The organism is Methylobacterium sp. DB0501 (genome assembly GCF_011043735.1).
Lineage (GTDB): Bacteria > Pseudomonadota > Alphaproteobacteria > Rhizobiales > Beijerinckiaceae > Methylobacterium > Methylobacterium alsaeris.
Genome location: NZ_JAAKGV010000014.1, coordinates 78,007 through 97,018, shown reverse-complemented (window position 1 = coordinate 97,018; position 19,012 = coordinate 78,007). Strand labels below are relative to the sequence as shown.

Genomic DNA, 19,012 nt, shown 5'->3' with positions numbered 1-19,012 from the left:
AATCAGCAAGTTCAGAGCGTTATATAGGAACGTCGCGGGTCTGCGTCAGGGGTGCGGCGCCTCCGATGCCCGGGTTTCGGTGGCCTTTCGCCTCCCTCTCGAAAACGTGACGCGGCCAGACGACCCGCACCACCGCGCCGGTCGAGGGATCGACCGCGTTGGCGAGGTTCAGCTGCGCGCCGGACCGCTCGATCAGCGTCTTGGCGATGAACAGGCCGAGGCCGAGGCCCGAGCCTCCGTCGGGGCCGGCCGACTCCTGCCCCGGCTTGCCGGCGCTGCGGGTGCTGACATAGGGCTCGCCGACCCGCAGCAGCACCTCGGGCGCGAAGCCCGGGCCGTCGTCGCGGATCTCCAGCGAGACCCTGTCGGCGGTCCAGCGCGCCTCGATCGACACGCAGCTCTCGGCGAAATCGACCGCGTTGTCGACGATGTTGCCCAAGCCGAACATCACCCCGGGATTGCGCCGGCAGGCCGGCTCCGGCCCGTCGCCCTTGGTCTTCACGTCGAGCACGATGCCGAGGGCGCGCTGGGGCGCCACAAGCTCCTCGACGAGGTGGCTCAAGGAGATGGTCTCGATGAAGCCGCCCTGGTCGGCATCGAGCGAGGTGAGCTTGGCGAGGATGCCGCGGCAGCGCTCGACCTGGTCGCGCAGCAGCGCCAGATCCTCGGCGATGCTGGGGCTCGCGGAGGGGCCGAGCTGGCGGTCGAGCTCCTTGGCCACCACCGTGATGGTGGCCAGCGGCGTGCCGAGTTCGTGGGCCGCCGCCGCCGCCAGCCCGTCGAGCTGCGACAGGTGCTGCTCGCGGGCGAGCACCAGCTCGGTCGCGGCCAGCGCCTGGGCGAGCTGGCGTGCCTCCTCGGCGACGCGCCAGGCGTAAACTCCCGTAAAGGCGGTTCCGAGCAGGATCGCGGTCCAGACGCCCGACACGTACAGGAACGGCAATTCGAGCGTCTGCCCGGCGAACCACGGCAGCGGCCGGTAGACCAGGGCGAGCAGCGTCGCGAGGCCGACGGCGAGCAGGCCGAGCGCCAGGGTCCTGGCGGGGGGGAGGGCGGTGGCGGAGATCAGGACGGGGGCGAGGAACAGGAGCGCGAACGGGTTCTGCAAGCCCCCGGTGAGGAAGAGCAGTGCGGCGAGCTGGATGATGTCGAAGGCCAGCAGCAAAGCCGCGGCGTCGTCGCTCAGCCGGTGGCTCGCCGGGTAGCGGATGCGAAGCGTGAGGTTGAGCCAGGACGAGGCGGCGATGACCAGGAAGCACCAGCCGAAGGGCAGCGGCAGGCCGAGCCCGAGATGGGCCCCGGCCACCGCGGCGCCCTGGCCGGCCACCGCCAGCCAGCGCAGCCGCACCAGGGTGTCGAGGCGCAGGTGGCGGGCATCGCGCACCAGGTCGGACTGCGAGAGATCGAACATCGCCGAGACGATAGTGCGGGACCGGCCGCTGCCCAGGGCGGCCGGTGCGCAAAACCCCGGAAGGCCGGTGCCGGCGCGGCCCCGCTCTGCAACCGTCACCGGATCGGGGCGTTGTCTTCGTCCGTACAAGCCCTGTCACGGGGTCGTGCCAGGGCCTCTCGGTCGGTCTCCCGATCCGGCTTTCCGAAATTCCGGCATGCTCGCGAGGGTTGAGGTAAAAAGGGCACAGTTCCACCATTTGTCAGCTTGGTTTTCCGCAGATGTTGCCCTTGAATACCGATACTCTATTGTCCGACTCCCTGTTGGGTCGGGCGTCTCCTGGCGATGGGTGCGCACGTCGCTGGGTCAATCGTGGACGGTGGCGTCATGGATCTCTCGTATTTCTGGTATGAAGCCGCGCACTGGATGTTGACGCCTGCCCGAGCGGCCGCCGACGCCACGCAGCTCGTGTTCAAGAATCCCGTCAACCCGATGACCTACACGCCCTACGGCCGGACCGTGACGGCGGCGTGCGAGATGTTCGAGCGCACCACGCGGCGCTACGGCAAGCCGGCCTTCAACCTGCCCACGACCGTGGTCGAGGGGGTGACCACTGCGGTCACCGAACGGGTGGTGTGGTCGAAGCCGTTCTGCCAGGTCATCCAGTTCGAGCGCGCCCTCAAGCGCCCGACGGCCCAGGCCCAGCCGAAGGTGCTGGTGGTCGCGCCGATGTCGGGCCACTATGCGACGCTGCTGCGCGGCACCGTCGAGGCCATGCTGCCGGCCCACGACGTGATGATCACCGACTGGATCGACGCCCGCATGGTCCCGCTCGAGGCCGGCCGCTTCGACCTCGACGACTACATCGACTACCTGATCGAGATGTTCCAGGCCTTCGGCCCGGACCTGCACGTCATCGCCGTCTGCCAGCCCTCGGTGCCGGTCTTCGCCGCCGTCGCCCGGATGGAGGCGGAGGGCATGGCCGGCGTGCCGACCTCGATGACCCTGATGGGCGGCCCGATCGACACCCGCCGCTCGCCGACCGCGGTGAACTGCCTCGCCGCCGAGCGCGGCTCGGACTGGTTCAAGCGCAACTGCATCACCGTGGTGCCCCCGGGCTATCCCGGCACCTGGCGCGAGGTCTATCCCGGCTTCTTCCAGCTCTCCGGCTTCATGGGCATGAACCTCGACCGTCACCTGACGGCACATTGGGACATGTTCAAGCATCTGGTGCGCAACGACGGCGACTCGGCCGAGAAGCACCGCGAGTTCTACGACGAGTACCTGTCGGTCATGGATCTGACGGCGGAGTTCTACCTCCAGACCGTCAACACCGTCTTCGTCGAGCACGCCCTGCCGAAGGGCGAGATGCGGCATCGCGGCCAGCTCGTCGACCCGGCGGCGATCCGCCACTGCGCCATCATGGCGGTGGAAGGTGAGAACGACGACATCTCCGGCGTCGGCCAGACCCTCGCCTCCCTCGACCTGACGACCAACCTGCCGGCGGAGCGCAAGCTCTACCACCTGCAGAAGGGCGTCGGCCATTACGGCGTCTTCAACGGCTCGCGCTTCCGCGCCCATATCGCGCCGCGCATCTCCGCCTTCATGCACGAGATGCAGGGGACGCAGGCGGTCGCCGACCTGCGCGAGGCGTCCTGACCCTCCCCGCCCGGCGCGGCTCCGGCGGCGCCGGCACTCCTTGAGCAGTGATGTCGCCGGTCCTCGTTCTCCGCATCTGGATTGGGCGCCTGCTCGGCCTCGCGCGGCGAACCGGGGCGCTGACAGGCGAGGGGTCTCCCAGGTACAAAGGTGGAATGCGAGTCGCGCTCCTGCGCCGGTCGGCGCCCGAACCCACCCACGTCACCGTCATCCATGCCGGCACCTGCTACCCGGTCGCCGTCCGTCGCCGTGCCGCGGCCCGGCGCATCACCCTGCGGGTGTCGAGCGCCACCGGCGAGATCGTCCTGACCCTGCCGGAGCGCACCGACCTCGGCGCCGCGCAACGCTTCGCCGATTCGCACGGCGAGTGGATCGCCGCCCGCGTGGCGAAGCTGCCCGAGCGCATCGCCTTCGTGCCGGGTGCGGTCGTGCCACTGCGTGGCGTCCCGCACCGCATCCTGCACTGGTCGACGGCCTCGGGCAGCACGGTCGCCACCACCGCGCCCGACGGCATGCCGGTGATCGCGGTGTCCTGCGGGCTGCCCCATGTCGGTCGCCGGGTGCGCGATTTCCTCGAGGCCGAGGCGCGCCGCGACCTATCGGCCGCCGTAGCCCGCCATGCCGCCGCGATCGGTCGCACGCCGAAGCGCCTGACCATCCGCGACACCCGCAGCCGCTGGGGTTCGTGCTCGGCTGCGGGCCAGCTCAACTTCTCGTGGCGCCTGATCATGGCGCCGCCGTCGGTGCTCGATTATCTCGCCGCGCACGAGGTGGCGCATCTCGCCGAGATGAACCACTCGGACCGGTTCTGGCGCGTCGTCGCCAGGCTCTATCCGGCTTACGACGAGCCCGAGGCCTGGCTGAAGCGGCACGGGACGGAGTTGCACCGCTACGGCTGAGCCTGCTCGAGGGGAGCGCACCGTCTCCCAGCCGCGACCCCCAGATGCGACCGAGGGGAGCCTCGACGGAGGATTCGAGAAGCCTCAGCGCCTCCTGGAGCCCTGCTTCGACGCCGGTCGATCGGTGAATCGACCGGCGTCTCGGGATGAGGTCGAGGGTGGGACGGGACGGCGACGTTGCGCCCCGATCCTGACCCGTCGCGCTCACGGCCAGCCTCACCCCCTCGTACGCACCACCACGACGCGCTCCGCCGGCCAGGCCGGACGCGGATCGACGTGGCCCGGATACAGGGTGCGGGGGGCGATGCTGTCGCAATTCTCGCGCTGGCGCAGGATGATCTCGCCGTTCTCGCCCCGGCGCCGGATCACACCGCCGTCGCGGCAGAAGCCGGCGATCTCGGCGGAGCGCGACGCCCGGCGCCCGCGCGGGTTGCGCGGCACCGGCGGGTGCTCGACGGTCAGCGTCGCGTCACGGTTGAGCGAGCGCTCGACATAGGTCGTCTCGTCGATCGGCAGCGGCTCGGCGAGGGCAGGGCCGGCGGCCAGGAAACCGGCGGACAATGCCAGGAGGGCGAGGGAGGGGACGGCGCGTCTCATCGGGGGTCGGCTCTCGCGGGAGGGAGGGCGGATCGGACCGGTATGAACCGGAAACCATGTGAAACCACTAACAACGGCCCGCTGCGGCAGCCGTTGCGGCCCTACAGCTAAGCCTGCATCCCCGCACGGGTTCCCGTGCGCGGGAGGATCCGGGCGGGGTCGTCGGCTTGACAGCATCCCGGACCCGTGGTCGGAACGCCCCGGACCGGCATTCGGCCGGGGCAGCGGAGCGGTGAGCGGCGTGGAAGACAGCTTGCAACGGATCGGACGCCGGGTGCGGGCCGCCAGCCTCGGGCTCGCGCTCGCTCTCGGCCTGCCGGCCTCCGGCGCCCTGGCGCAGGGCGCGGTGAAGCAGACCTTCGACGACTGGCAGTTGCGCTGCGAGACGCCGGCCGGCGCCAAGACCGAGCAATGCGCCCTGGTGCAGTACGTCGCCGCCGAGGACCGGCCGAATCTGTCGCTGGTGGTCATCGTGCTGAAGACCGCCGACAATCGCGGCACCCTGCTGCGCGTGGTGGCGCCCCTCGGCGTGCTCCTGCCCTCCGGCCTCGGCCTCAAGGTCGACCAGGCGGAGATCGGCCGCACCTCGTTCGTGCGCTGCCTCTCCACCGGTTGCGTCGCCGAGGTGGTGATGGACGACAAGCTCATCAACCAGCTCAAGTCCGGCCAGCAGGCCACCTTCATCGTCTTCCAGACGCCCGAGGAAGGAGTGGGCATCCCGCTCTCCCTCAAGGGCTTCAAGGACGGCTTCGACAGCCTGAAGTGATCGGAGACCGGGAGAGGATCGTGCGGGAGAGGATCGTGACGGCTCGTTGTCTCCTCAGCCTCGCCGCGGCGGCGATGCTCGCCGGCCCCGCGCTGGCCCAGAGCGCGGCGCCGCAGGACGAGGGCAATCCCCTCGTCAACATCTTCAAGTATGGCGGCACCACCAAGCCGCCCGAGGCGCCGCCGAGCCTCGACGACGTCTACTGCCCGACCATCGACGTCGCCGAGGGCGGCTCCTCGCTGCAGACCATGGCCGGCGGCACCGTGCGCACGCAGATCCGCCTCGGCCAGCTCAGCCGCTCATGCCGTCCGGCCGAGGGTGGCAGCACGCTGGTGACGGTCGGCGTGCAGGGCATGGTCCTGCTCGGGCCCGGCGGCGCCCCCGGCCGGTTCACCGCCCCCGTCACCGTGACGCTGAAGAGCGGCAGCCAGGTCATCGGCCGGCGCAGCCGCCAGGCCGTCGCGGCGATTCCCGCCGGCCAGGCCAGCGGCAGCTTCACGGTGGTGGAGGAGGGTTTCGTCGTGCCCGCCGCCCAGGCCAAGGACTTCGAGATCGAGGTCGGCCTCGGCAGCCCGTCGAAGCCCGCGCGGGCACCGCGGCGCAAGCCTGCCGCCGCTCCGGCCGACGGGTGAGCCCGGCGCCCGGCGCCTGCCGCATCGCACCCCGCACGGACGATCCGGACTTCACCCGCGAGCTGATCCCCGGCCGGCCGGTCGCCGGGCGCTGGCTCGCCCTGGACTACGCCCTCGACCGTTTCGCCGATCCGGTGCGGCCGCTTCTGCGCTTCGCCCGCAGCGACGGCACCCACGAGGACGCGCTCCTGCCCGGGCCGGTGCTCGGGCGCGCCGCCTGGCTCGGGCCGGTGCCGCCGGGCACGGCACGCATCCTGCTCGCCGCCCCGGCGGAGGGGTTCCGGATCGAGGCGGCGCGGCTCCTCTCCCGCGGGGCGGTGCTGGCGATCGGAGCCCGCCGCCGGCCGGACAAGCTGCCGGTCGCGCTCTATCAGTGGCTGCGCCGCGACGCGCGCCGCCTGCGCAACACGCTGCGCATCGCCGCCGGCGTGCGGCCCCTCGCGGAGTATTCCACCTGGAAGGCGGAGCGCGCCCGGCCGTTCGAGCCCGCCCTCGACCGGGTGCCGGCCGGGCCGCTGCCGCGCCTCGGCCTGATCCTGGAGGCGGCGGCGGACGAGGCGGAGGCCGTGCGCCGCACCGTGGCCGCCTTGCTGGCGCAGGGCCACCGCGACTGGCGCCTCTCACTGACGTGGCGCGGCCCGGCCCCGGCCGGTCTTCTCCCCGACCCGCGGATCGCCGCCGACACCCTGCCGGACGGGGTCGCGATGGGCCACCTGCGCCCCGGCGACGTGCTGGCGCCCGATGCCCTGACCCACCTCGCCGCCGCCTTCGCGGGCTCGGCGCCCGCCGACCTCGCCTATGCCGACAGCGAGGCCGACACGCGGGACGGGCTGCGGCCCAGCCTCAAGCCGGGCTGGAGCCCGGATCTCGCCCTGACGACGCTCTATCCCGGACGCCCGCTCCTGGTCTCCGCCGCGCTCGTCGCCCGGACCGGGTGGGCGCCGGGGCAGGGCGCCCGCGCGCTCCTCCTCGCCGCGACCCTGGCCGGCCCCGCCCGCATCCGCCGCATTCCCCGCATCCTCTGCCGCGCGGCGCCCGAGGCGCCGGATCCCGACGGACACGAAGCCGACCTCGCCGCCGCCCTGGAGCGGGCCGGCGCGCCGGCCGCCCTGGTGCGGACGGGCGACGTCCTCGACCTCGACTGGCCGCTGCCCGAGCCGCCGCCGCTGGTCTCGATCGTCATCCCGACCCGCGACCGGCCGGAACTGCTGCGGGTGGCGGTGCGGGGCGTGCTCCAGGACACCGCCTATCCATTCCTCGAACTCGTCATCGTCGATAACGGCTCGACCGATCCCGGCGTCGCCGCGCTCCATGCCGAGTGGGAGTCGGACAAGCGGGTGCGCCGCCTCGACCGGCCCGGCCCGTTCAACTTCTCGCGCCTCGTCAATGACGGCGTCGCGGCGAGCCGCGGTGCGGTCCTGGTGCTCCTCAACAACGACGTCGAGGTGCTGCATCCCGACTGGCTGACCGCCATGGTGCGCCAGGCCCTGCGGCCGGAGGTCGGCGCCGTCGGGGCCAAGCTCCTGTTCGGCAACGGCCGGATCCAGCATGCCGGCGTCGTGGTCGGGCTCGGCGGCCGGGCCGGTCACATCCTGCGCAACCGCCCGGCCGACACGCCGGGCCATCTCGGCCGCCTCACGGTGGCGCACGAGGTCGCCGGCGTCACCGCCGCCTGCCTGGCGGTCACGCGCGAGAAATTCGACGCGGTCGGTGGCCTCGATTCGGAGGCCTTCCCGATCGATTTCAACGACATCGATTTCTGTCTGCGCCTCGGCGCCCGGGGCTGGCACGCGATCTGGACCCCGCGTGCCGTGCTCGCCCACCACGAATCGGTCAGCCGCGGCCCGAGCGTCGGCGCGGCGCGGGCGCGGTTCGAGGCCGAGGGCGACCGCTTCGCCGCCCGCTGGCGGGGGACGATCCGGGACGACCCGTATTACCACCCGGCCTTCTCGGTCACGACGTTCGGGGAGGAGCTGGAATGAGGCTGCCGCCTCACCCGGCCTTCGACGTCCTGCGCTTCGCCGACGACCGGCCCGGACCCGTCCGGCGCTGGCTCGTCCGCCTGCTCCTCGCGGCCCAGCGACCGGGCGAGGCCTGGGGCGTCCTCCGCGCGGCGCTCGCCGGCAAGCGGGTGCGGGCTCGCGACTGCGCCGCGATCCTGTGGGGCGCTCGCCACGCCCTCGCGGTGCCGCCGCTCCCGGCAGGGGCTCCCGAGACCGTGGCGGGCCTGGGCGTCGCCACCCCGGCCGAGATCCGCGAGGGGGGCGCCCGATCGGCGACGCTGGTGGTGCTGACCGCGCCCGGCCACCGGCTGCTGCCGGGGGCGGCCACGGCCATCGCCGAGGCCTTCGCGGCCGATCCCGGCCTCGACGCCCTCTACGGTGACGCCGTCGTGCTCGGGCCCGGGGGGAGGCCGCTGCTGCCGGTCCTGCGCCCGGCCTTCGATCCCGATTACCTGCTCGCCGCCGATTACATCGGACCGGTGGTCGCGGTCCGACGATCGGTGCTCGACCGGCTCGGGCTCGATCCGACCCTGCCCGGCGCCGAGATCCCCGACCTGCTCCTGCGGCTCGATGCCGACGGTGCCGCCATGCGCCACCTGCCGCGCCCGCTCTCGACATGGTCGCCCTTCGCGGCCGCGCCGCCCGAGGGCTGGGCCCGCTCGCGGCGGCTCCTCGCCGAGCGCCACCTTGCCGGTGCGGGCCGGGTCGAGGAGCGGGGCGGCCTGCTCTCCCTGCGCCGCGACATCCCCACCGCCCCGCTCGCCACCCTGATCGTCCCGACCCGCGATCGGGTCGAGCTGCTGCGGGCCTGCATCGAGAGCATCCGCGCCCACACCGACTGGCCGTCCCTCGAGATCATCGTCTGCGACAACGACAGCCGCCACCCGCACACGCTGGCCTATTTTCAGCGCCTGACGGGCGAGGGCATCCGGATCCTGCCCTGTCCCGGCCCGTTCAACTTCGCGGCGATGAACAACCGGGCCGCGGCCGAGGCCCGCGGAGCGCTCCTGGTCTTCATCAACAACGACGTGGCGGCGTTCCGGCCGGACTGGCTGCGCCGGATGGCCGAGGAGGCCCTGCGGCCGGAGGTCGGCGCGGTCGGGGCCAAGCTCCTCGATGGGCGCGGGCGGGTCCAGCACGGCGGCATCGTGCTCGGCACCGGCGGTCTCGTCACCCATGCCCATCGTCACTTCCCCGGCGGGGCGCCGGGCTATCTCGCGTCCTTGCGGGCGACGCACCGGGTCTCGGCGGTCACGGCGGCCTGCCTCGCCGTGGAGGCCGAGAAATTCCGGGCGGTCGGCGGCTTCGACGAGACGGCCTTCGCGGTCGATTTCAACGACGTCGACCTCTGCCTGCGGCTGGAGGCGGCGGGCTACCGGACCCTGATGGTGCCGGGGGCGGTGCTGCACCACCACGAGGCGGCGAGCCGGCGCTGGAATCTGGAGGCGCGGGGGCGTCACGAGGGCGAGGTGGCGCGCTTGCGGGCGCGCTGGGGGGCGCGGCTCGCGGCCGATCCCTGGTACCACCCGGCCTTCGATCCGCGGGCGGGGACCTACACGCGCATGCGGGGGTGGCAGGGGGCAGGCCCGCGCTGAGACGCGTCGCCGGGACGATCCCTCGACGCTCCCGACGTCCACCGCGTCGTGCCGAAACGACGACGGGGCCGCCTCCTCCGGGAAGCGGCCCCGCATTCAATCTCGATCCGGCGTCAGCCGAAGCGCATCACTGCACCAGGCGCGGCCCGCCGGTCTGCACCTTCTCGTTCTCGCCGAGGATGCCGAGGCGGCGGGCCACCTCGGTATAGGCCTCGATCAGGCCGCCGAGATCCTTGCGGAAACGGTCCTTGTCGAGCTTGTCCTGGCTCTTGATGTCCCAGAGGCGGCAGGAATCCGGGGAGATCTCGTCGGCGACGACGATGCGCATCATGTCGCCTTCCCAGAGCCGGCCGGTCTCCATCTTGAAGTCGACGAGGCGGATGCCGACGCCGAGGAAGAGACCCGACATGAAGTCGTTGACCCGGATGGCCAGCGCCATGATGTCGTCGATCTCCTGCGGCGTCGCCCAGCCGAAGGCGGTGATGTGCTCTTCCGACACCATCGGGTCGTTGAGCTGGTCGTTCTTGTAGTAGAACTCGATGATCGAGCGCGGGAGCTGGGTGCCTTCCTCCAGGCCCAGCCGCGTCGCCAGCGAGCCGGCCGCCACGTTGCGCACCACCACCTCGAGCGGGATGATCTCGACCTCGCGGATCAGCTGCTCGCGCATGTTGAGCCGACGGATGAAGTGCGTCGGCACGCCGATGTCGTTGAGGTGCTGGAACACGAACTCGGAGATCCGGTTGTTCAGCACGCCCTTGCCGTCGATCACCTCGTGCTTCTTGGCGTTGAAGGCGGTCGCGTCGTCCTTGAAGTGCTGGATGAGCGTACCGGGCTCGGGACCCTCGTAGAGGACCTTCGCCTTGCCCTCGTAGATGCGACGGCGGCGATTCATAGGCGTGTACCGTGGTTTGAGGAAGTCCATGGGGCCGAGGCTCCTGACGACGTGTGGGACCCGCGGCGCGGCGACCTCTGACGAGAAGGTCGGGCCGAGGGACGCGTCGATCCGGGGCGTCCCGGCGGCCGGGGGCAAATTACCCGAACCGCGAAGGCAGCACAACGCGTTAGCCGGTGCGCCGGGGAGGGCCCGGACGCCGCTGCGATGAATTGCGGTCGTTGGTCGCGCCGATATGCGCATGGGACCGCCTCGATGCAAGCGTGGCGGGAGGGGGCGGCATGTCGCGGGCGCGTCTCGACGGCGCTCCCCGGCCTGACCTAAGCTCGCGCCACGAGCCGCGGCCGAACGCGCGGCCTTGATACCGGGAGGGACCGAGATGGCGGAACGGGGTGGAGCGGTGGCCGCGCTGGCGGCGCGATTCCGCGAGGGCAAGCCGTTGATCACGGCCTGGTGCGGCATCCCGGAACCGGCGGTGGCGGGGCTCATGGCGGCGGAAGCCTTCGATGCCGTCACCCTCGACATGCAGCACGGCGCCCACGACTTCGACAGCATCAGCCGGACCATCGCGCTGGTCGCCGCCCGCGGCAAGCCGACCCTGGCGCGGGTGCCGGTCGGGGGCTTCGCCACGGTCTCCCGGCTGTTCGACGCCGGAGTGTCCGGCGTCATCGCCCCGATGGTCAACACCGTCGATGATGCCAGGCGCTTCGCCGGCCTCGCCAAGTACCCGCCGCTCGGCGAGCGCAGCTGGGGCCCGGCCCCGGCGCTCGCCCTGTCGGGCCTGTCCCCCGACACCTACCTGCGGGAGGCCAACGGCTTCTGCCAGACGCTGGCGATGATCGAGACCCGGGAGGCGCTCGCCGCCCTCGACGACATCCTGGCGGTGGACGGGATCGACGGCATCTTCATCGGCCCCTCGGACCTCTCGATCGCCCTGTCGAACGGCGCCGGCCTCGATCCCGACGGCGCGGCGGTGCGCGACGCGCTCAAGCACGCCATGGCGCGCAGCCGTGCCGCGGGCAAGCGCATCGGCATCTACTCCCTGTCCGGCCCGCGCACCCGCGAGCTGATCGGGGAGGGCTTCGACCTGATCGCGCTCTCGGGCGATGGTCCCCTGCTGCGAGCCGGTGCCGCCGCGGCGCTCAAGGAGGCGCGGGGCTAACCCCGCCGCGCCGCCCGGGCGAAGCCGGCGGCGAGGAACTGCCCGGCATGGTAGAGGGCGCCGTCGTCGATGCCGTGGCCGATCCCGGCGGAGAGGTGCCACTCCGCCGGCACGTTCGCCGCGGCGAGAGCCTCCGCCGAGAGAAACATCGCGTCGACCGGGATCACCTCGTCCTGGTCGCCGTGAACGAGCAGGACCGGCGGCACCGCCGAAGGCGTCAGGCTCTCGGGGCCCTTGCCCTCCTCCATGACCAGCATGCCGGACAGCCCGACCAGAGCCGCGACCGGGGCCGGGCGGCGCAGGGCGACGTGCAGGGCCATCATGCAGCCCTGGCTGAACCCCACCAGCGCGAGCTGATGCGGTTCCAACTCCAGCGCTTCGAGCTCCGCATCCAGGAAGGCGTCGAGCGTCGGGCCGGCGTGGTTGACGCCGCGCCAGCGCTCGTGCGGGTCGCGGAAGGTGAGGGAGAACCATTGCCGCCCAAAACCCTGGATGCAGGGCTCGGGCGCGTGCGGCGCCACGAAGGCGGCGTCGGGCAGGAGCGGCTGCCATTCCTGCGCGAGGTCGATCAGGTCGTTGCCGTCGGCACCGAAGCCGTGCAGCAGGACGACGAGCTGGCGCGGTTTCTGCCCGGAGCGGGGCATCAGGCGCGGGCCGGTGAGGATCGGCATCGGGTCGGGCTCCGTTCGGTCGGGGAGGGGTGCTCTGCCGCGCGGTCTTCAGGGAAGGGGTGCGCCGTCGCGGGCTTTGGCGATCCGGTAATAGGCCCACAGCACCTTGGCGGCGACCCCGCGCCAGGGCCGCCAGGCCTCGGCCCGCCGCGTGAGGGCGGCGGCGCTCGGCCGCACCTCCAGCCCGTCGGCGAGGCGGGCCGCCTCCTGGAGGGCGAGGTCGCCGGCCGGGAACGCGTCCGGGTGGCCCAGGCAGAACAGCAGGTAGACGTCGGCCGTCCAGGGCCCGATGCCGTGCAGGGCCACCATCCGGCGATGGGCCTTGTCGGCCGGCAGCGCGTGCAGGGAATCGAGCGGCAGGGCGCCGCCGAGGACGGCGTCGGCCGCCGCCCGAAGGGTGCGGATCTTCGGCGCCGACAGGCCGGCCGCGCGCAGGGTCTCGTCCGGGGCCGCGGCCAGGGACGCGGCGGTGAGGTCCGGCAGGCGGGCTTTCAGCCGACCCCAGATCGCCGCGGCGCTGGCGGTCGAGATCTGCTGTCCCACCACGATGCCGGCCAGACCCTCGAAGCCGGGGGCGCGCTTGCGCAAGACCGGTATCGCACCCTCCGCCAGGATTCGCGCCATGACCGGATCGAGGTCCGCCAGCGCCGCCGTGCCGTCGCGCAGGGCCGCCTCGGAATCGAGCAGCGGCCCGGTGACGGCGGCAGCCGGCGGGCTTATGGCGTGAGCAGTCTTCGTCGTTCGCATCCCGCCGTGCCGTCTCCCCGCCTGCGCTTCGCCCCGAGCCCGAACGGGCGCCTGCATCTCGGCCACGCCTACTCGGCCCTCCTCAACGCCGAGATCGCGCGGGCGCTGCAGGGCGAGCTGCTGCTGCGCATCGAGGACATCGACCCTGTGCGCTGCCGGCCGGAGCTGACCGAGGCGCTGGTCGCCGATCTCGCCTGGCTCGGGCTGACCTTTCCCGAGCCGGTCTGGCGCCAGTCGGACCGGATGTCCACCTACCGCGCCGCCCTCGACGGCTTGCGGGCGCGCGGCCTGATCTACCCGTGCACCTGCACCCGCCGGGCGATTCTCGAGGCCGCCGGCGACGCCCGCGACCCGGACGGAGCGCCGCTCTATCCCGGCACCTGCCGCCGCAGGCCGATCCCGGAGGAACCCCACGCCTGGCGTCTCGACATGGCCCGCGCGCTGTCCCTCTGTCCAGGCCCCCACGCCTACACCGCCTTCGCGCCCGGCGAGCCCGCCAGGGTCCGCACGGCCGATCCGGCCCGCTGGGGCGACGCGGTGCTCGGCCGCAAGGACGTGCCGACGAGCTACCACCTCGCCGTCGTCCTCGACGACGCTGCGCAGGGGATCACCCACGTCGTCCGCGGCCAGGATCTCGAAGCCGCCACCGATCTCCACCTCCTGCTCCAGCGCCTCCTCGGCCTGCCGACCCCGCACTACCACCATCACGGGCTGATCCGGGACGCGGGCGGAGAGAAGCTGTCGAAGAGCCTGCGGTCGGAGGCGTTGGCGGCCTTGCGGGAGCGGGGGATGAGCGCGGCGGAGGTGCGGGCGCGGCTGGGCTTCGGCGTGGTCGATCGGGAGGCCCGATACCCCTTGCACCCCACTCCGCCGTAGAGGATCCTGCCGCGGAACGGGAGGAATGTCTGTGTCGCTCAGCTTCGGAATCCTCGTCTTCCCGCAGGTCCAGCAGCTCGACCTCACCGGCCCCTACGAGGTGTTCGCCTCGGTGCCGGACAGCGCCGTGCATCTGATCTGGAAGGACGGCGAGCCGGTGCGCTCGGCGACCGGGATTCCCTTCGTGCCGACGGCGACCTTCGCGACCTGCCCGCCCCTCGACGTGCTTTGCATCCCCGGCGGCGCCGGGGTGAACGCGCTGATGGAGGACGGGGAGACCCTGGACTTCGTGCGGGCGCGCGCGAAGGAGGTCCGCTATCTCACCTCGGTCTGCACCGGGGCGCTGGTGCTCGGCGCGGCCGGGCTGCTCGGGGGCCGGCGGGCGACGACGCACTGGTACGCGCACGACTTCCTCGCCCGCTTCGGCGCCGTGCCCGTGCAGGACCGCGTGGTGCGCGACGGCAACCTTATCACCGCCGGAGGGGTGACCTCGGGAATCGATTTCGGGCTCGCCGTGGTGGCCGAGCTGCTCGGCCGCGAGGAGGCCGAGACGGTTCAGCTGGCGCTCGAATACGCGCCGGCCCCGCCCTTCGCATCCGGCACCCCGGCCGAGGCGCCGGCGGCGGTGGTCGCGCGGGCGAAGAAGCGGCTCTGCGGCTCGCGGGCGGCCCGGGAGGCGATCATCGGGCGGATCACGTGAGACGACAGAGATCGCGCTCTCGGGCGGTTCTTCCGCCGCACTGCATCAGCCCGGGGCCGTCGGTGTCAGCTCCGTCGAGGGAGACCAGAACGCTCGTGAGGCGGGTTCAGCGCATCGCCTCGCGCTGCGCCAGCGTCGTCGGCGCGCCCGATTTCTGGATCAGCCCGTCGATCTGGTCGCGCTGGCGCCGGAACTCGGCCAGCAGCCGCCCGTCGAGTTCGCGGCCGCGGGGCACGCGGATCTTCATCGGGTCGACGAAGTGGCCGTTGATGATGACCTCGTAGTGGAGGTGGGCGCCGGTCGAGAGTCCGGTGGAGCCGACATAGCCGATGATCTGGCCCTGGCGCGCCTTGGCGCCGGCACTGACGCCGCGGCCGAACCGCGACATGTGGTTGTAGGTGGTGACGTAGCCGTTGGCGTGCTGGATCTCGACCCGGCGGCCGTAGCCGGAATCCCACTCGGCCTTGATGATCGTGCCGTTGCCGGCCGCGAAGATCGGGGTGCCGATCCGGATCGACCAGTCGACGCCGGTATGGAGCTTGGCGTAGCCGAGCACCGGGTGGCGGCGGTAGCCGAAGCCGGAGCTCATGTTGCCGTCGGCCACCGGCTTGCGCAGCAGGAATTTCTTGAGCGAGCGGCCGGCCTCGTCGAGATAGTCGACGCTGCCGTCGTCCGGCGACTGGAAGCGGTAGATTCTTCGCGACTCGCCGCCGAGGTTGAGGGCCGCGAACAGGATGTCGGGCCGCTCGGCCGAGCCGCCGGATTCCTCGTCGTAGGTGTAGAACAGCTCGATGCCGTCGCCGGTGGCGACGCGGCGCTGGAAATCGACGTCGTAGCCGAAGATCCGCACCAGGTCCTCGACGGTGGAGCGCGGCAGGTCGTGGCGCGCCGCGGTCTCGTAGAGGCTGGCATAGAGGCGGGCGCCGGTGCCCTCCTCGTCGTCGTCCGCCTCCGGCTTGGCGGCCGGCTTGGCGGCCGTGCCTTCCGGCACCGGCGGAGCCACCGACACGAAGCCGCCGCGGTCGTTCATCGCGGCGATCGCCTCGACGCCGGATTCGCCGTAGAGGATGACCCGGGTGAGCTGGCGCGGGTCGCCGACCCGGGGCCCGGGGCCGATCTGGAGCCGCATCTGCTGGCCCTCGCCGACCGCGCCGGAGCGGACCCGGGTGCCGAGCGCCGCCAGGATCGGGCGGACCTGCTCGTCGAGGCCGCCATTGGCCTTCAGCACGCCCTCCAGGGTCTCGCCGCGCTTGATCGCGACGTCGCGCTCCTCGACGAGCGGCGCGTCGCGCTCGCGCTCGCGCTCGATCTTGGCGAGATCGGTGACGTTCTCGCGCATCACCCGGACCTCGATCGACTTGAACGGGCCGGAACTGCCGCCGAAATCGCCGCCGCCGTCGAGGCCCGGCAGCGTCGCCATGCTGCGCAGGGTGCGCGACAGCATCAGCTGGGGGGCGATCGGCAGGGCCGCGCGCCGGCCCGCTTCCGCGGCGAGCCGCCGTTCCTCCTCGATCTGCGCCGCCACGTCGTCGTCCGAGAGGGCGGGGGAGCCGGCCGGGACCGCGAGGTCGCCGAGGTCGCGCTTGACCACCGACACCTCGGCATCCGGCGCGTCGGTCGCCGGACTTTGCGCCTCCGGCACCCGGTCGGTGCCCGGATCGGCGAAGAAGCGCATCGGGTCGAAGGCCGGGATGTCGGTCGCCGCGATGCCGGCGGTGGTCGAGAGCGCGGTGGCGATCCGCACGAAGGGCCGGACCTTGATGATCTCGCGCTCGCCCGCCCGCAGGGTCACGGGCGCCTTGAAGCTCTGCTTGGCCAAAGCCACCATCGGGTTGCGCACCAGCCGGTCGCCCTTGCGGGCGAGGTTGGTGCCGCCCTCGCTGGCGACCGGGCGCGGCGCCACGGCGACCGCCTGCGGCAGCTCGGCGAAGGTGATCTCGCCCTGCAGCGACACCCAGATCGCCGAGCCGATCAGGGCGGCGCCGGTCATGCCGGTGAGGACGCAGGCGGCGAGCCAGCGCAGGTTGACGTCGCGGCGGTCGGCACGGGGCGAGGCGGCGCCCGACAGGTCGAGCGGTGGTTCATGGCCCGGATCGGCGGACCGGCCGCGGGGCGCCTGCTGGGATCCGACCGGGTCGAGGCGCGCGCGCTTCACCGTGTCTCCTTACGCCTTCGTTGGGGCGGCGCGAAGGCGCCGCGGGACCGGGAGCGTGCCGCGCCGCCGCGACCATGCGTGGCTCATGCAGGGAAATCAACGGCCGGAGGGATCCGCATCCCCAGGGGCGGCGGGTTCCATCGGCCGGGATCCCTCGCCCGTCTCTCCGGCGCCAGCATGTCAGGATTGAGGCGTGAACGTCTCAGCCGGGATTGACCGCGGTGACGAGCCAGCAGGCGGCGGCGAGGCGGACCGGCCCGCCCTCCGGCATCGCGGCCCGCACGGCCGCCACGGCGCGCTCCCGCATCGCCGCGTCGAGGTCGCGCAGCAGCCCGGAGACCGGCCCGACCGTGACGGCGAACCGCGTCGCGGCCTCGGCGTCGTCGCCGATCTCGATCGCGCGATCGACCGGCGTCACGCCGGCCTGGGCGAAGCCGGCTCGTGCCAGGAGTTCCACCAAGGCCGCCCCGTCGGCGAAGCGGAACGGCCCGGGCGCGCCCGGAGGCGACGGCTCGGGCTCCGGCACCACGCCCAGTACCGCGTTGCGTGCCACGTTCACCCAGGCATTCTCCGGCAGGGCGCGCCAGCACAGGGCGGCGAGGCGGCCGCCCGGCCGCAAGCCCCGCCGGATGTTGGCGAAGGCCTGACGCGAATCCTCGAAGAACATCACCCCGAAGCGCGACAGGGCGACGTCGTGGTCCGGCGCGAAGGCATGGGTCTGGGCATCCGCCTCGATCCAGGCGATCGGGGCGCAGGCGGTTCGATCGTCCTGGCTCGCCCGGGCGCGGGCCCGGGCCAGCATCGGCCGCGACACGTCGAGCGCCGCGACCGCGCCGGAGGGGCCGGTCCGCCCGGCCGCCAGCAGGGCGGTCTCGCCGCAGCCGCAGCCGATGTCGAGCACCCGCTCGCCGGGGCGGAGCCCGGCTCCGGCGAGCAGCGCGTCGGTGAGCGGCACGAAGACGCGGTCGAGCTCCGCCTGCATGGCGGCCCAGCGCTCGCCGACGTCGCCGTTCCAGTAATCCACCTGGGAGATCGGCTCCGGCATCGGCTCGCCTTCCATCGTCGCGACCGCGCGACGGTCATCCGGCGATGGTAACCCGGGGCGTCGCCGGCGCAAGAACCTTCCCGTTCGAGGCCCCCCGGCTCGAGAACCGCCCGGCTTACTGGGTCCGGCTCCCCTTGGGCCGCCCGCGCCGCGCAGCCGGTGCGGCCGCCGGCGCGCCATCGTCGCCCCCCTCGGCCCCGCGCAGGCGGCGCCGGCCGAGCCCGCTGTTCTTGGCGAGTTCCGAGCGCTGCGAGGCGTAGTTGGACGCCACCATCGGGTAGTCGCGCGGCAGGCCCCACTTCTCGCGATACTGGTCGGGCGTGAGGCCGCGGCCGGCGAGGTGGCGCTTGAGCGTCTTGTAGGGCTTGCCGTCTTCGAGGCTGATGATGTGATCGGGCGTGACCGTCCGGCGGATCGGGATCGGCGGCTCGGGTTTCGGCGCCTCGGGGGCCGGCGGGGCCATCAGCTGGGTCAGCGTCGAGTGGATGGCGCCGATCATCGGCGGCAATTCGTTCGGCGGTACCGCGTTGTTCGACACGTAGGCCGTGATGATGGTGGCACAAAGATCGACCACGCGGTCACCAGAGCCGTTCTCCTCGACGTTCATCATCCCACCCCGTTTTTATTCATCTCGAAGGAATACATGGCGAGGGTCAAACGTCAAACAGACTGAGCGTTCACAGAGGTTAAGCCTGTGGACGTAGCCGCTGTTCGTCAATCAACGAGTGGGGTGCGTGACTAACTTATGATTACGAAAGGGGCTACGCTCTTCGGCGTAGACCAGCCGTTCGGACGGGGCCGGCGCTCTGCGGAACGACGTCCGTCGCGGGCCGGTTCCGGCCACGAGGCAACGACCGATGGCGGCCGCCGGCGCGGAAGCGCGGCACCAGCCCGGGCACGATGGTTCCTGGGGATAAACTGTGGCGATCTGCGATGCGATGATCCGCCCGGCGGCGGAAGAATGGTCGGAGTGGCAGGATTTGAACCTGCGACCCCCACGTCCCGAACGTGGTGCGCTACCAGACTGCGCTACACTCCGACGCGCCCGAAGGCACTCGCTTCGTCTTGTCACAACATCTTCGCAGATGCCGCTTAGTCTCGGGATGACACAGGGCTCGTGAGAGCGCTGGTCGGAGTGGCAGGATTTGAACCTGCGACCCCCACGTCCCGAACGTGGTGCGCTACCAGACTGCGCTACACTCCGAACGGCCGGCCCGTGGCCG

17 protein-coding genes and 2 tRNA genes are annotated in these 19,012 nt (G+C 72.4%); 9 read left to right on the top strand and 10 right to left on the bottom strand.

The window, feature by feature from the left end:
• Window positions 1-19: 19 nt before the first annotated feature.
• Window positions 20-1,411, bottom strand: a complete 1,392-nt coding sequence (locus tag G4G93_RS20535) for an ActS/PrrB/RegB family redox-sensitive histidine kinase (RefSeq protein WP_165086735.1) — start codon at window positions 1,409-1,411, stop codon at window positions 20-22.
• A 366-nt stretch (window positions 1,412-1,777) separates the two neighbouring features.
• Here G4G93_RS20535 and G4G93_RS20530 point away from each other — a divergent pair, with 366 nt between their 5' ends.
• Window positions 1,778-3,049: a polyhydroxyalkanoate depolymerase gene (locus tag G4G93_RS20530; protein WP_165086733.1), complete on the top strand. Its 1,272-nt coding sequence runs from the start codon at window positions 1,778-1,780 to the stop codon at window positions 3,047-3,049.
• A gap of 155 nt (window positions 3,050-3,204) precedes the next feature.
• Complete coding sequence (locus tag G4G93_RS20525; RefSeq protein WP_165086732.1) at window positions 3,205-3,948, top strand: M48 family metallopeptidase; 744 nt, start codon at window positions 3,205-3,207, stop codon at window positions 3,946-3,948.
• A 216-nt stretch (window positions 3,949-4,164) separates the two neighbouring features.
• Here G4G93_RS20525 and G4G93_RS20520 read toward each other — a convergent pair whose 3' ends face one another.
• Entirely contained in the window at window positions 4,165-4,545 is a 381-nt protein-coding gene (locus G4G93_RS20520) for a hypothetical protein (RefSeq protein WP_165086730.1), read from the bottom strand.
• Between the two features lie 253 nt (window positions 4,546-4,798).
• Between G4G93_RS20520 and G4G93_RS20515 the strand changes: the two genes are divergently transcribed.
• Genes G4G93_RS20515 through G4G93_RS20500 form a run of 4 tightly spaced genes read left to right on the top strand, consistent with a single transcriptional unit; the run spans window position 4,799 to window position 9,541 of the window.
• The gene (locus G4G93_RS20515) at window positions 4,799-5,311 is read left to right on the top strand and encodes an invasion associated locus B family protein (RefSeq protein ID WP_206289908.1); all 513 of its coding nucleotides are present in this window, start codon (window positions 4,799-4,801) and stop codon (window positions 5,309-5,311) included.
• Between the two features lie 35 nt (window positions 5,312-5,346).
• Window positions 5,347-5,943, top strand: a complete 597-nt coding sequence (locus tag G4G93_RS20510) for a hypothetical protein (RefSeq protein WP_312892153.1) — start codon at window positions 5,347-5,349, stop codon at window positions 5,941-5,943.
• Window positions 5,940-7,925, top strand: a complete 1,986-nt coding sequence (locus tag G4G93_RS20505) for a glycosyltransferase (RefSeq protein ID WP_165086728.1) — start codon at window positions 5,940-5,942, stop codon at window positions 7,923-7,925. Before G4G93_RS20510 ends, G4G93_RS20505 begins: the two co-directional genes overlap by 4 nt.
• Complete coding sequence (locus tag G4G93_RS20500; protein WP_165086726.1) at window positions 7,922-9,541, top strand: glycosyltransferase family 2 protein; 1,620 nt, start codon at window positions 7,922-7,924, stop codon at window positions 9,539-9,541. Before G4G93_RS20505 ends, G4G93_RS20500 begins: the two co-directional genes overlap by 4 nt.
• Window positions 9,542-9,668: 127 nt before the next feature.
• Here the strand turns inward: G4G93_RS20500 and purC are convergent, their stop codons facing one another.
• Window positions 9,669-10,463: a phosphoribosylaminoimidazolesuccinocarboxamide synthase gene (purC, locus tag G4G93_RS20495; protein WP_063928401.1), complete on the bottom strand. Its 795-nt coding sequence runs from the start codon at window positions 10,461-10,463 to the stop codon at window positions 9,669-9,671.
• A 349-nt stretch (window positions 10,464-10,812) separates the two neighbouring features.
• Between purC and G4G93_RS20490 the strand changes: the two genes are divergently transcribed.
• A complete protein-coding gene (locus G4G93_RS20490; RefSeq protein WP_165086725.1) occupies window positions 10,813-11,595 on the top strand; it encodes an HpcH/HpaI aldolase family protein in 783 nt (260 codons plus the stop codon).
• Here the strand turns inward: G4G93_RS20490 and G4G93_RS20485 are convergent.
• Both G4G93_RS20485 and G4G93_RS20480 read right to left on the bottom strand, forming a co-directional pair.
• Window positions 11,592-12,266 (bottom strand): alpha/beta hydrolase, encoded by a 675-nt coding sequence (locus G4G93_RS20485; protein WP_165086723.1) that lies wholly within the window; start codon window positions 12,264-12,266, stop codon window positions 11,592-11,594. The two genes, G4G93_RS20490 and G4G93_RS20485, sit on opposite strands and share 4 nt — an antisense overlap.
• Before the next feature lie 48 nt (window positions 12,267-12,314).
• Entirely contained in the window at window positions 12,315-13,013 is a 699-nt protein-coding gene (locus G4G93_RS20480; protein ID WP_165086721.1) for a DNA-3-methyladenine glycosylase, read from the bottom strand.
• 6 nt (window positions 13,014-13,019) lie between these two features.
• Between G4G93_RS20480 and gluQRS the strand changes: the two genes are divergently transcribed.
• Together gluQRS and G4G93_RS20470 are read left to right on the top strand one after the other, a co-directional pair.
• A complete protein-coding gene (gluQRS, locus tag G4G93_RS20475) occupies window positions 13,020-13,889 on the top strand; it encodes a tRNA glutamyl-Q(34) synthetase GluQRS (RefSeq protein ID WP_165086720.1) in 870 nt (289 codons plus the stop codon).
• A gap of 31 nt (window positions 13,890-13,920) precedes the next feature.
• Window positions 13,921-14,589 carry a DJ-1/PfpI family protein gene (locus tag G4G93_RS20470; protein ID WP_165086718.1) on the top strand — a complete coding sequence of 223 codons (669 nt, stop codon included), beginning with the start codon at window positions 13,921-13,923 and terminating at the stop codon, window positions 14,587-14,589.
• 106 nt (window positions 14,590-14,695) lie between these two features.
• Here the strand turns inward: G4G93_RS20470 and G4G93_RS20465 are convergent, their stop codons facing one another.
• The 5 genes from G4G93_RS20465 to G4G93_RS20445 all read right to left on the bottom strand — a co-directional run bounded on the left by G4G93_RS20465 (window position 14,696) and on the right by G4G93_RS20445 (window position 18,993).
• Window positions 14,696-16,744 carry a M23 family metallopeptidase gene (locus tag G4G93_RS20465; RefSeq protein ID WP_165086716.1) on the bottom strand — a complete coding sequence of 683 codons (2,049 nt, stop codon included), beginning with the start codon at window positions 16,742-16,744 and terminating at the stop codon, window positions 14,696-14,698.
• Between the two features lie 202 nt (window positions 16,745-16,946).
• Window positions 16,947-17,789 (bottom strand): class I SAM-dependent methyltransferase, encoded by an 843-nt coding sequence (locus G4G93_RS20460; RefSeq protein WP_165086715.1) that lies wholly within the window; start codon window positions 17,787-17,789, stop codon window positions 16,947-16,949.
• A 115-nt stretch (window positions 17,790-17,904) separates the two neighbouring features.
• Window positions 17,905-18,396: a MucR family transcriptional regulator gene (locus G4G93_RS20455; protein ID WP_165086871.1), complete on the bottom strand. Its 492-nt coding sequence runs from the start codon at window positions 18,394-18,396 to the stop codon at window positions 17,905-17,907.
• A 355-nt stretch (window positions 18,397-18,751) separates the two neighbouring features.
• Window positions 18,752-18,828 (bottom strand) — tRNA-Pro (locus G4G93_RS20450).
• Window positions 18,829-18,916: 88 nt separating this feature from the next.
• Window positions 18,917-18,993, bottom strand: a tRNA-Pro gene (locus G4G93_RS20445).
• Window positions 18,994-19,012 lie beyond the last annotated feature (19 nt).